This window comes from Enterobacter cloacae complex sp. IR5412 (genome assembly GCF_049237385.1).
Taxonomy (GTDB): domain Bacteria; phylum Pseudomonadota; class Gammaproteobacteria; order Enterobacterales; family Enterobacteriaceae; genus Enterobacter; species Enterobacter intestinihominis.
Window position 1 is genome coordinate 222056 of sequence record NZ_JBMKHQ010000003.1, and the last position, 11412, is coordinate 233467.

Sequence of the window (11412 nt, forward strand, 5' to 3'; positions counted from 1 at the left end):
CTCAGCAAAACCGCATAAGGAGCGACGATGAGCAACGTTGAAACCATAAAAGTGGTCCCGGCACGTTATCCGCTGCGCGCTGCTGGCGCCGTGGTGGCGCTGTTTGTGCTGGCGGTCGTGATCCAGTCCGTGGCCTTTAATCCGCGCTGGGAGTGGGCGGTATTTGCCCGCTGGTTCTTTGACCCGGTGATCCTCGAAGGCGTCGGACAGACGCTGCTGCTGACGTTGATAAGTACCGTACTGAGCGTGGTGATTGGCGGCATGCTGGCGCTGGCTCGGCTCTCGTCATCATGGCTGTTGAACAGCCTGGCGTGGGGTTACATCTGGCTGTTCCGATCGCTGCCGCTGATCGTGGTACTGATTATCCTCTATAACTTCTCCTATCTCTACGACACGCTCTCTCTCGGCGTGCCTTTTACCGGCATTACCTGGGGCAGCTTTGAAACCATCAACGTTCTCGGGCAGTTTTCTACCGCCATCGTGGGGCTGACGCTGGTGCAGAGCGCCTATACTGCGGAGATCATTCGCGGGGGCTTCCTTGGGGTCGACCACGGTCAGTATGAGGCGGCCGCTGCGCTGGGTCTGCCGGCGTGGCGTCGCACCGTGCGCATAATTCTCCCCCAGGCGCTGCGCACCATCCTGCCGTCCGGGTTTAACGAAATCATCAGCCTCGCCAAAGGGACGGCGATGGTTTACGTGCTGGCGATGCCGGAACTGTTCTACACGATCCAGATGATCTACAACCGCACCCAGGAGGTGATCCCGCTGTTGATGGTGGGGGCCGTCTGGTATCTGGTGATCACCACCGTACTGTCTGCCATCCAGCATGTTATTGAGCGTGGACTCGCCCGCAGCGAGCGCCGCTCCGCCGTAAACCAGAGCCGGGCGACCAGCCGCGCGCGTTCCGTCACCACTTCGTCAGCACAGGAGCCCGTTCATGCAAGCCTCTCCTGAAGGACACATTTCCATAACCGGCGTCAGTAAGTTTTTTGGCCGACATAAAGCGCTCGATAACGTCACGCTTGAGATCCCACCGGGCTCCGTGACGGTGATCCTCGGACCCTCTGGATCGGGAAAATCGACGCTGCTGCGCACTATTAACCATCTGGAGCGCGTAGACGAAGGCTTTATCCAGATTGACGGGGATTACATCGGCTATCGCCGTCAGGGTGACAAACTCTACGAGCTCAAAGAGAAAGAGATCCTCAAACAGCGCGTCAACGTTGGGTACGTGTTTCAGAACTTCAATCTTTTTCCGCATCTTACGGTGCTGGAAAACCTGGTTGAAGCACCCATCGCGCATAAAAAGTTCAGTAAAAAAGAGGCTATTGAAAACGCCTACAGCCTTCTGGATGTGGTAGGTCTGCGCGATAAAGCCGATGCCTGGTCGCGTCACCTCTCCGGCGGCCAACAGCAGCGCATTGCCATTGCCCGCGCGCTGGCGCTGCGCCCGCGCGTGATGCTGTTTGATGAACCAACCTCGGCGCTGGATCCGGAACTGGTTGGCGAAGTGCTGGACGTGATTAAAAAGCTCGCCCGCTCCGGCACTACGCTGGTGGTGGTCACCCATGAGATCGGCTTTGCACGGGAAGTGGCGGACCAGGTGGTATTTATGGTCGACGGTAAAATTGTGGAGCAGGGCAGCAGCGACGACGTGTTAAACCGACCGTCGCATCCGCGAACGCGCCAGTTCCTCTCAAAAGTGCTGTAAGGAGCGCAGATGAAATATGGACTCCTGGCGGGGCTGGTCTTCACGACAGCGAGCCACGCCAGCATTGATTTAAAGGCCAACGAACAGCCGCTGCCAGTGACGGTTGATCAACAGGCAGTGGCGAAAATCCCGGCGAACTATAAATTTGTTGAGCCGGGTACCCTCACGGTGGCGATTTCAGCCCTGAATTCTCCGCCGCTGGCGCTGCTGGCCAGTGATAACCGCACCCGTATTGGCAGCGACCCGGATATCGCCCGGTTACTGGCGGGCAGTCTGGGGCTGAAGCTGAAGCTGGTGCCAACGGCGTGGGAAGACTGGCCGCTGGGGATCACTTCCGGGCGCTATGACGTGGCGTTGGTGAATATCGCCGTCACCGAGCAACGTAAGGAGAAGTTCGATTTTGCAACCTATCGCGTCGATTCCCTGGCCTTCTCGGTGAAATCCACCAGCAACGTACAGTCGATCACCAGTGCGAAAGATCTGGCCGGTAAAAAGGTGATTGTCGGGTCAGGCACCAATCAGGAACGTATTCTGCTGGGCTGGAACGAAGAGAATAAAAAGGCCGGACGCGAGCCTGCGTTGCCGGTTTATCTGACCGACGACGCCTCAGGCAATCTCTATATTCAGTCCGGCAGGGCGGATGTCTTCTTTGGACCGCAGTCCGTTTCGGCCTACAAAGCCGCGTTAACCGGCAAAACCCGCGTCGTGGGATTAGGCCCGAAGAAAGCCTATGTCGCCACCACAACCAAAAAAGGCAATGGGCTGGTGTATGCGTTGCAGGCTGCGCTGGACGGTGCGATTAAGCGCGGGGATTATCAAAAGGTGCTGGCGCGCTGGGGGGAAGCGGGCGAAGCAGTGACGTCTTCAGACGTTAATCCACCCGGGATAACCTACTAATGGTGCTCTATACCCTAAATAATTCGAGTTGCAGGAAGGCGGCAAGGGAACGAATCCCCGGGAGCGTACATAAGTACGTGACTGGGGTGAGTGAATGCAGCCAACGCACCTGCAACTTGAAGTATGACGGGTATACACTTAGGGTTTTCATCCCTGAGGAGGCAACATGATCAAACTCTATGGCGTACCCGGCTGGGGATCGGCAATCAGTGAGGTGATGCTGACTCTGGCAGACATCCCGTATCAGTTCGTCAACGTGGATGGGTTTGACCAGCCCGGCCCGCAGCGCGAATTGCTGTTGAAACTGAACCCGCTGTGCCAGGTGCCGACGCTGGAGCTGGAAAATGGGGCGATCGTGACGGAAACCGCGGCGATCGCCCTGATGGTGCTCGACAGACGACCCGACCTCGCGCCGCCCGTTGGGCAGGCCGAGCGCCAGCAGTTTCAGCGCCTGCTCATCTGGTTTGTGGCGAACGTCTATCCCACCTTTACGTATGCAGATTACCCGGAACGCTGGGTGCCTGATGCCCCGGAACAGCTGAAGAAAAACTGTATTGAGTACCGGAAATCCCTCTATCTGTGGTTTGACAGCCAGCTCAGCGCCTCGCCTTATGCCTTTGGCCAACAGCTAACGCTGCTTGACGTCTATATTGCCGTCGTGCGTACCTGGGGGCCAGGTCATGAGTGGTTTACCACCAACGCACCTAATATCACCGCCATCGCGGATGCCGTCTGCGCGTTGCCAGAACTGCACAAGGTGCTAAAAGCTAACGACATAATCTGATAACGTGGAACGCTAACCTATAAAAGGAGCCCTGCCCATGCCTCACGTTGATATCAAATGTTTTCCACGCGATCTGACTGACGAACAAAAAACGGCCCTGGCGGCGGATATCGCCGAAACAATAGTCCGTCATCTGAACAGCAAAGATCGCTCAATCTCCGTGGCGCTTCACGAAGTCCAGGAAGCTGACTGGAAGGCGCAGGTCTGGGATACCGAGATTGGACCTAAACTGGATGAACTGATTAAGAAGCCCGGCTATTCGATGTAACTCGCCTGCCGGGTGGTGCAGTATCACCCGGCGATCCCCGCCTTTCATTCCTTTCGCAAAAATCGATAATAAACAGCACAACGTTTCCGCTACAATTCACTCCTCCAAACAATATTCGTTAAATCAGCAGGTAAGCACTACAACTGCACCAGATTAAGTACAGATAGTAAAAGGATAATTTTTTCATGACAAAATTACCTCGGTTTTCACTCGCCTTTATGCATCCTCGTTACTGGCTCAGTTGGGCAGGCATTGCTGCGCTCTGGGGCACGGTTCAGCTTCCGTATCCGCTTCTGTTAAAAGCAGGGCACGGACTCGGGCGTCTGGTCATGCGTCTGCTTCCACGCCGCGTGGAAATCGCCAGACGAAATCTTGAGCTTTGCTTTCCGGAGATGAAAGAGGGTGAGCGCGAGCGTTTGCTTGAGCGTAATTTTGAATCGGTTGGAATGGGCGTCATCGAAACGGGCATCGCGTGGTTCTGGCCTGACTGGCGCGTGCGCAAACACTTCAGCGTGACCGGCTACGAACATATGGAACAGGCAAGGGCGCAAGGAAGGGGCGTGGTGCTCATTGGCATGCATTTTCTCACGCTGGAATTAGGCGCACGCATCTTTGGCATGCTCAACGCGGGTATTGGCGTCTATCGTCCCAACAACAATGCATTGCTCGACTGGCTACAGACGCGCGGTCGTCTGCGTTCCAATAAAACCATGCTCGACCGTTACGATTTGAAGGGCATGATCCGCGCGCTTAAGCAAAATGAGATCCTGTGGTATGCCCCGGATCACGACTATGGAAAAACGAATAGCGTGTTTGTGCCGTTTTTTGCCGTCCCGGACGCCGCGACAACTGCCGGGAGCTATATGCTGGTGAAGAGTGCCAGACCGGCCGTGATCCCGTTTGTACCACGCAGAAAAGCAGACGGCACAGGGTATGAGCTGATTATCCTGGACGATATTAGCGATACCTTGCAGGGAGGCGATAAAGTGGCCGTGGCTACGCAGATGAACAGGGCGATTGAGCGTGCGGTGATGATGGCACCCGAGCAATATATGTGGCTGCATCGTCGCTTCAAAACGCGTCCTGAAGGGCAACCGGACCGGTATGCGCGAAAAAAACAGGTCCAGTCCTCAGTCAGAACTTTCTCTGCCAGCGATATGTCGGATCGGTCGAGTATCCAGCAGTAACACAGGGGGCGGATGCCGTTGCGCTCCGCCCTTTATAAAATCTGCGCCGCTGGATAGAATTACCGCATCCACCTTGTCGGGATGCAAAATATGACCGGAAGAGTCGACTATCACCTTGAAAAATATCTCCTCACCGAAGTCGCCGAGCCAGAACGTCTGACCCGCCAGTGGGCAGAAGTGATGCGCGAGTGTCGCGAGCAAAAATCCGGTGCGGAAGAGCGTTTGCGTCTCGCGCTGCTGAATGTGGATTATGTGACCAGCTTTGAGCTTCCCTTCCGGTTACTCCTCACCCGCGCCCCGCAGTTGATTGATGGGATCAGAAATGAGTTCCAGCTCAGTCAAAAAAATGTCCTGTTCAATGGCAAGCGGTTTGGCTGCGTTTACAGCCTTAAACAGGACCTGGAAGGCGTTCCTGACGAATTTACCTATCACCTGAAAACGCGAATCCAGCGAAGCGACAGCACTGGCGGAAGTGAAGTACCTTACCGGCAAATTGCACAGCAGGTGAAAGCGCCCAGGGAACGACTCAAACTGGCACTCGAAAATGGACTATCTGTAACGGCGCTCGACGGGCTTTTCTGGTTTGGCATTCAGCGTATCGCGGCCGATGTGCAGAGGCTAAGAAAAACGGGCACGAGGATTGTGACGTCAGAGACTGAGGTGTTTGATACGCTAACGATGACAACCCGGCGGATCCCTGTCTACAGCCTGACGCAGCCGGAATGAGCCTCGGTCGCTGAATCGTCGAGCGTCTCAGAGAAAACAAAAAAAGACGGTAAGCTCTTTCTCAGATATACCGTGCTTCAGCAACGCTTTCATTGACATTATGCCCCTTAGAAAGAGGGGCGTTTCACGCGATGGCATTGCTACTCAGCAAATGCCCGCAATGCCTCGCCATCAAGACGATAGCGTACCCATTCGGACTGCGGTACCGCGCCGATGCTCAGATAAAAATCAATTGCAGACTGGTTCCAGTCAAGCACGCTCCATTCCAGCCGGCCGCAGTGACGTTCCACTGCGCATTGCGCGATATTTTTAAGCAGTGCTTTTCCCGCACCCTTGCTGCGGTATTCCGGGGAGACATACAAATCTTCCATATAGATGCCGTTGCGGCCAAGCCAGGTGGAATAGCTGGTGAAAAAAACGGCATACCCCACAGCATGGCCTGCATATTCGGCAACCAGCGCTTCGGTTTTACTGTCTGCACCAAACAGCGTTTTACGGATTTCGTCCGGCGTGGTGACCACTTCTTCTGGCGCTTTTTCATAGACTGCGAGTTCGTAAATCATATCGTATATTGCCGCTGCATCTTCAGGTCGCGCCTGACGAATCGTAATGCTCATTCCTTTCCCTTTATCTTTGTTTGTAGTTGATGGGGATAAGCATAAAGGCTAATGTCAGAAGAATTAAGTGCAATGAAATCAATAAATGATGAATATTATGCATCCAGCCTTAAGGCGCCTTGATTTAAACCTTCTGCCGGTTTTTGACGCGATTTATCGCCACAGTTCCGTTCGACTTGCGGCAGATGAGCTGGCGATGAGCACCTCGGCGCTCAGCCATGCCCTGTCACGGCTGCGTGTTTCGCTCAACGACCCGCTGTTCTACCGGGAAGGACATCGAATGTGTCCCAGCGTCTATGCCACCCAGCTTGCGCCAGTTATTGCATCGGCCCTGAAATATCTCGACCAGGAGCTGTCGCCGCAGCCGGAATTTGATCCTGCTATTAGTACAGCGTGTTTGCAGATCGCGATAACGGACTTTACCGCGTTCTGCATATTCCCTGCGCTCATGAATACGCTTCAACAAGCGGCGCCTGGCTTGCGTCTGGAATTACGATATTTGCCGCACAGCCCGGCGTTGACGGAATTACTGGCAGGCGAGGTGGATCTGGCCCTGGGATTCAGCACCATTGAGGATCGCCGGTACCCGGAGCTGGAAGAGATCAGCTGGTTCGAAGATGAATATGTGGTGATTAGCAATGCGAGCCGGAGCGCGCTCACGCTGGAGGATTATCTCGCCGCCCGGCATCTTGTGGTTACGCCGTGGAATGAGAAGCAGGGGGTGCTGGATTTGCAGCTGGAACGCATGGGTTATACCCGACACATTGCGATCAAAACCCCGTCTATGCTCAGCGCCCCGTTTGTTATTGCAGAAAGCGATCTGCTGATGGCGTTACCTCGATTCGCCGCTGAAAAGCTGCTGCCAGCTACCCGTATTAAAATTTTTGATTTACCGTTCCACATCAGTCCGTTTGAAGTAAAAATTTATTCGCACAAGCGCAGCGGGAAACGAGGCGTCACGAACTGGCTCAAAGCTACGCTGCGCGCGCTGGCCGAAGGGCAACAGTCAGAGCGCTTATGATTTCGACTGTAACAGGATCGCCATCAGCCCCGGAAAGCGGGCGTCCAGATCTTCTCTTCTCAGTGAAATCATATTCTCGCGCCCCTGCGGGCGCTGCCAGATCACGCCGCTGTCGCGCAGTACACGCCAGTGGTGAGTCATGGTTGATTTCACCACCTCGTCCGGGCGCAGCGCGTTGCAGCTCAGCTCACTGCCGTCGGCCAGCCGTCGAATAATCGCCAGCCGCAGCGGATTGCCGAGGGCGAATAGCACATTTTCCAGCAGTATTTGTTCTGGTTCCGGGTGGTTTGGGATCATCGTTTTCCTGCGTCTCGCGTGAGATTGAGCTATATCAACAATAGGTCAACCGTTAAAAAATAGTTCGATAATACTCGTACAATAGGACTATTATAACAAACGAACAAACTCGCGACTATCCTGGTCGTCACAAACCCGTCATGAAGACGTAAGGAAATATCATGCCCCGACCCATTCCACTCGAACGTTATCGCAACATCGGTATCTCCGCGCATATCGATGCGGGCAAAACAACCACCACTGAGCGCATCCTGTTTTACACCGGGATGAGCCACAAGCTGGGTGAAGTACACGATGGCGCGGCAACCACCGACTGGATGGCGCAGGAGCAGGAGCGCGGGATCACCATTACGTCGGCGGCGGTGAGCTGTTTTTGGCCCGGCATGGACAGAGGCTTTGAACCGCACCGCATCAATATTATCGACACCCCCGGGCATGTGGATTTCACCATTGAGGTGGAACGTTCCATGCGTGTGCTCGACGGCGCGGTGATGGTTTATGACTCCGTCGGCGGCGTGCAGCCGCAGTCGGAAACCGTCTGGCGTCAGGCGAATAAATATCACGTCCCGCGTCTGGCATTCGTCAACAAAATGGACCGCCCGGGTGCGGATTTCTTCCGCGTGGTGCGGATGATGCAGGAGCGGCTGAAAGCTAATCCGGTCCCGATTGTGATCCCCGTGGGCGCAGAGGAACACTTCACCGGCGTGGTTGATCTCATCAAGATGCGCACCATTCTTTGGGATGATGCGACCCAGGGCATGGCGTTCACCTACGCGCCGGTGCCCGACGATCTGCTGAGCACCGCCCAGACGTGGCGAGAAAAAATGGTCTCGTCTGCGGCAGAAGCCAGCGATGAGCTTATGGATAAGTACCTTGAGACGGGCGAACTGGATGAAGCTGAAATCATCAAAGGGCTACGGATCCGGACGATCTCCGGTGAAATACAGCCCATGCTGTGCGGCAGCGCTTTCAAGAACAAGGGTGTGCAGCGCATGCTCGACGCGGTGATTGAATTGATGCCGTCTCCACTGGACGTGCCCGCTATTGATGGGGTAGACGAAGATGGACAGCACGCCGAGCGCCACCCAAGCGATGATGAACCATTCTCTGCGCTGGCCTTCAAGCTGATGAGCGATCCGTACGTCGGACAGTTGACCTTTATTCGCGTCTATTCCGGCATACTGCGCAAAGGCGACGCGGTTTATAACCCGGTGAAGGGCAAAAAAGAGCGAATCGGGCGCATCGTGCTGATGCATGCCAACGACCGCCATGAGGTGGACGAGTTGCGCACAGGGGATATCGCAGCCTGTGTCGGGCTGAAAGACGTCACCACCGGTGACACGCTGACCGACCCGAATGCGGTGATCACCCTTGAACGGATGGAGTTCCCGGACCCGGTTATTTCGCTGGCGATTGAGCCGAAAACCAAGGCCGATCAGGAGAAAATGGGGATCGCCCTACAGCGCCTGGCGGCGGAGGATCCGTCTTTCCGTCTGCACACGGACGAAGAGTCCGGTCAGACCATTATCTCCGGGATGGGCGAACTGCATCTCGAAATCATCGTTGACCGCATGAAGCGTGAGTTTGGCGTTGAGGCAAACATTGGTCGTCCGCAGGTCACCTACCGTGAAACCCTGCGTAAAGCGGTGAAGGATATTGAAGGTAAATTTGTCCGACAGTCCGGCGGGAAAGGGCAGTACGGTCATGTGGTCCTGAGTCTGGAGCCGTTAGCAGCCGGAAGTGGTTTTGTGTTTGAAGATGCCACCAAAGGCGGGGTAGTGCCGCGGGAGTACATCCCGTCGGTGGAAAAAGGCTTGCGAGAAGCCATGAATACGGGTGTGCTGGCGGGCTATCCGGTTGTCGATGTGAAAGCGACCCTGACGTTTGGTTCCTACCATGACGTTGACTCCTCGGAGATGGCCTTCCGCATGGCGGCGATCCTCGGCTTCAAAGAGGGCGCGCGGCGGGCGGATCCGGTTATTCTTGAGCCGGTGATGCACGTTGAGGTGGAAACGCCGGAAGAATATGCCGGGAACATTATGGGCGATCTCTCCTCCCGCCGCGGCATGGTGCAGGGGATGGCAGAGCAGTACGGCAGCCAGATTATTCGCGCTGACGTCCCGCTGGCTGAAATGTTTGGCTACGCCACCACGCTGCGCTCGATGTCCCAGGGGCGCGCGACGTATACGATGGAGTTCCATCATTTTGCGGAAGCTCCGCGGAATGTGGCGGATGAGATTATTGCGAAGCGCGTTAAGTAATAAAAAGCCCTCTTCCTCAGGAAGAGGGCTTTTCTTTTTTGAGATGCGTTAATCCAGCGCCTTCACCATCTTCCCACTCGTCACAAACGTCCCGGCCCCCAGATGATGCAGCGTATTCAGCTTATCCCCGTCAAACTGCCAGCGTCCGGCGACAAATGCGCGTTCATCTGCCGCGGCGGAAACCACTTCGCCAAACAGGGTGTCATATTTCTCGGCCGCAGAAGTGACAGGTAATAACCGACACTCCATCCACGCCAGACATTTCTCTTCTATAACCGGCAGACCAAGCTCAGGGCCATGAATAACCGGGATCCCGTAGCAGTTAAATTTATCCTCGTCGCGTCCGCTGACGCTGCCGACCGCCCAGGTCCAGTTGGCTGCCGCCACGCCGGGGATCACAATGCCGAATTTCCCGCTGCGTTCGATCAACTCCCGTGACCACGCGCTTTTGTCTACCACAATCGCGATACGCGGGGGTTCAAATTCCACCGGCATAGACCATGCGGCGGCCATGACGTTGCGACGATCGATGGTCTCATCCCGACTGGTGATGAGCACGGTTGGACCGTGATTCAGAAGACGGCTGGCATGACGTAATTCAACAGGACGAAAGTGGCTCATAGGATCTCCTCATGTACACGATGAGTATGCCGAAAAAGCACTTTTGCGCATATGCATAAGGGAAAATAGTTTATAAACAGGGGATATCACATCATGGAGCAAATCATGTCCCCATTTCTGAGTGCTTATTTTGCCCGCACGGGCTGGCAGCAGCCCGTACAGGTTAATATCGATACCCTGCGGGGGCTCCATTTACACCATAACTGCGCGATCCCTTTTGAAAATATTGACGTCGTTTTGCCGCGGGAAATCCATCTGGACGACGGGTGTCTGGTGGATAAACTGGTCACCGCGCGTCGGGGGGGATATTGCTTCGAGCAAAATGGCCTGTTTGAGCGGGTGTTGCGCGAAGTTGGGTTTACGGTACGCAGCGTGCTGGGGCGGGTTGTACTGGCGAATCCGTCGCAGATGCCGCCGCGCACGCACCGGTTGCTCCTGGTTGAGCTGAACGGCGAGCGCTGGATCGCCGATGTGGGATTTGGCGGACAAACGCTGACGGCGCCGATTCGTTTGATCGCCAACGAGGAGCAGAAAACCCCGCACGGGAGTTATCGTTTGCTGAGCGAGGGTAACGACTGGGTACTGCAATTCCGCCATCACGAGCACTGGCAGTCAATGTACCAATTTGACCTGGGGACGCAGTACTTCAACGATTACGTGATGGGTAACTTCTGGTCGGCGCACTGGCCTCAGTCCCATTTTCGTCATCACCTGCTGATGTGTCGCCACCTGCCGGACGGGGGCAAGCTGACGCTGACCAACTTTAATTTTACCCACTGGCAGAACGGTCATGTGGAGGAGCAGATCCATTTGCCGGATGCGGAGGCGCTATATAAGCTGATGCAGGACCGGTTTGGCCTGGGCGTTGATGACCCGAAGCACGGCTTTACACTGGCAGAGCTGACGGCCGTGATGGAGGGGTTTGATACGCATCCGCAGGCGGGGAAATAGCCCGGTGGCGGCTACGCCTTACCGAGCCTACGGGAGTATACGTAGGTCGGGTAAGGCGTAGCCGCCACCCG

At 55.5% G+C, this 11412-nt stretch carries 13 protein-coding genes; 10 read left to right on the top strand and 3 right to left on the bottom strand.

Annotation, left to right across the window (positions count from 1 at the left end; translation table 11 throughout):
• The first annotated feature begins 27 nt into the window (after positions 1 to 27).
• The 7 genes from ACOTX2_RS07355 (at position 28) to ACOTX2_RS07385 (ending at position 5573) form a co-directional block, all read left to right on the top strand.
• Entirely contained in the window at positions 28 to 954 is a 927-nt protein-coding gene (locus tag ACOTX2_RS07355) for an amino acid ABC transporter permease (RefSeq protein ID WP_023300190.1), read from the top strand.
• Positions 938 to 1711, top strand: coding sequence for an amino acid ABC transporter ATP-binding protein (locus tag ACOTX2_RS07360; RefSeq protein ID WP_022648226.1), 774 nt, complete (start codon positions 938 to 940; stop codon positions 1709 to 1711). Before ACOTX2_RS07355 ends, ACOTX2_RS07360 begins: the two co-directional genes overlap by 17 nt.
• Before the next feature lie 9 nt (positions 1712 to 1720).
• The gene (locus ACOTX2_RS07365) at positions 1721 to 2608 is read left to right on the top strand and encodes a transporter substrate-binding domain-containing protein (RefSeq protein ID WP_022648225.1); all 888 of its coding nucleotides are present in this window, start codon (positions 1721 to 1723) and stop codon (positions 2606 to 2608) included.
• Positions 2609 to 2774: 166 nt separating this feature from the next.
• The gene (locus ACOTX2_RS07370) at positions 2775 to 3392 is read left to right on the top strand and encodes a glutathione S-transferase family protein (protein ID WP_022648224.1); all 618 of its coding nucleotides are present in this window, start codon (positions 2775 to 2777) and stop codon (positions 3390 to 3392) included.
• Positions 3393 to 3429: 37 nt separating this feature from the next.
• Positions 3430 to 3660, top strand: a complete 231-nt coding sequence (gene pptA / locus ACOTX2_RS07375; protein WP_022648223.1) for a tautomerase PptA — start codon at positions 3430 to 3432, stop codon at positions 3658 to 3660.
• Between the two features lie 185 nt (positions 3661 to 3845).
• The gene (locus tag ACOTX2_RS07380; RefSeq protein ID WP_063147281.1) at positions 3846 to 4847 is read left to right on the top strand and encodes a Kdo(2)-lipid IV(A) acyltransferase; all 1002 of its coding nucleotides are present in this window, start codon (positions 3846 to 3848) and stop codon (positions 4845 to 4847) included.
• Between the two features lie 90 nt (positions 4848 to 4937).
• On the top strand, positions 4938 to 5573 hold the full coding sequence (locus ACOTX2_RS07385) for a helix-turn-helix domain-containing protein (protein WP_022648221.1): 636 nt from the start codon (positions 4938 to 4940) through the stop codon (positions 5571 to 5573).
• Between the two features lie 140 nt (positions 5574 to 5713).
• On the opposite strand, the gene ACOTX2_RS07390 is transcribed toward ACOTX2_RS07385, so the two are convergent.
• Positions 5714 to 6190 (bottom strand): GNAT family N-acetyltransferase, encoded by a 477-nt coding sequence (locus tag ACOTX2_RS07390; protein ID WP_022648220.1) that lies wholly within the window; start codon positions 6188 to 6190, stop codon positions 5714 to 5716.
• An 85-nt stretch (positions 6191 to 6275) separates the two neighbouring features.
• Between ACOTX2_RS07390 and ACOTX2_RS07395 the strand changes: the two genes are divergently transcribed.
• Positions 6276 to 7211, top strand: a complete 936-nt coding sequence (locus ACOTX2_RS07395; RefSeq protein WP_063147282.1) for a LysR family transcriptional regulator — start codon at positions 6276 to 6278, stop codon at positions 7209 to 7211.
• On the opposite strand, the gene ACOTX2_RS07400 is transcribed toward ACOTX2_RS07395, so the two are convergent.
• Entirely contained in the window at positions 7206 to 7508 is a 303-nt protein-coding gene (locus tag ACOTX2_RS07400; protein ID WP_022648218.1) for an ArsR/SmtB family transcription factor, read from the bottom strand. The genes ACOTX2_RS07395 and ACOTX2_RS07400 overlap by 6 nt on opposite strands.
• Before the next feature lie 161 nt (positions 7509 to 7669).
• On the opposite strand from ACOTX2_RS07400, the gene fusA reads away from it, so the two are divergent.
• A complete protein-coding gene (gene fusA / locus ACOTX2_RS07405; RefSeq protein WP_023330144.1) occupies positions 7670 to 9769 on the top strand; it encodes an elongation factor G in 2100 nt (699 codons plus the stop codon).
• Between the two features lie 48 nt (positions 9770 to 9817).
• Here fusA and ACOTX2_RS07410 read toward each other — a convergent pair whose 3' ends face one another.
• On the bottom strand, positions 9818 to 10390 hold the full coding sequence (locus ACOTX2_RS07410) for a flavin reductase family protein (RefSeq protein ID WP_023300182.1): 573 nt from the start codon (positions 10388 to 10390) through the stop codon (positions 9818 to 9820).
• A 105-nt stretch (positions 10391 to 10495) separates the two neighbouring features.
• On the opposite strand from ACOTX2_RS07410, the gene nhoA reads away from it, so the two are divergent.
• A complete protein-coding gene (gene nhoA / locus ACOTX2_RS07415; protein ID WP_421625897.1) occupies positions 10496 to 11341 on the top strand; it encodes an N-hydroxyarylamine O-acetyltransferase in 846 nt (281 codons plus the stop codon).
• Positions 11342 to 11412: the final 71 nt, after the last annotated feature.

Coding starts and splice junctions, on each gene's coding strand:
- ACOTX2_RS07355 (WP_023300190.1), top strand. CDS start 28: ATGAGCAACGTTGAAACCATAAAAGTGGTCCCGGCACGTTATCCGCTG.
- ACOTX2_RS07360 (WP_022648226.1), top strand. CDS start 938: ATGCAAGCCTCTCCTGAAGGACACATTTCCATAACCGGCGTCAGTAAG.
- ACOTX2_RS07365 (WP_022648225.1), top strand. CDS start 1,721: ATGAAATATGGACTCCTGGCGGGGCTGGTCTTCACGACAGCGAGCCAC.
- ACOTX2_RS07370 (WP_022648224.1), top strand. CDS start 2,775: ATGATCAAACTCTATGGCGTACCCGGCTGGGGATCGGCAATCAGTGAG.
- pptA (WP_022648223.1), top strand. CDS start 3,430: ATGCCTCACGTTGATATCAAATGTTTTCCACGCGATCTGACTGACGAA.
- ACOTX2_RS07380 (WP_063147281.1), top strand. CDS start 3,846: ATGACAAAATTACCTCGGTTTTCACTCGCCTTTATGCATCCTCGTTAC.
- ACOTX2_RS07385 (WP_022648221.1), top strand. CDS start 4,938: ATGACCGGAAGAGTCGACTATCACCTTGAAAAATATCTCCTCACCGAA.
- ACOTX2_RS07390 (WP_022648220.1), bottom strand. CDS start 6,190: ATGAGCATTACGATTCGTCAGGCGCGACCTGAAGATGCAGCGGCAATA.
- ACOTX2_RS07395 (WP_063147282.1), top strand. CDS start 6,276: ATGATGAATATTATGCATCCAGCCTTAAGGCGCCTTGATTTAAACCTT.
- ACOTX2_RS07400 (WP_022648218.1), bottom strand. CDS start 7,508: ATGATCCCAAACCACCCGGAACCAGAACAAATACTGCTGGAAAATGTG.
- fusA (WP_023330144.1), top strand. CDS start 7,670: ATGCCCCGACCCATTCCACTCGAACGTTATCGCAACATCGGTATCTCC.
- ACOTX2_RS07410 (WP_023300182.1), bottom strand. CDS start 10,390: ATGAGCCACTTTCGTCCTGTTGAATTACGTCATGCCAGCCGTCTTCTG.
- nhoA (WP_421625897.1), top strand. CDS start 10,496: ATGTCCCCATTTCTGAGTGCTTATTTTGCCCGCACGGGCTGGCAGCAG.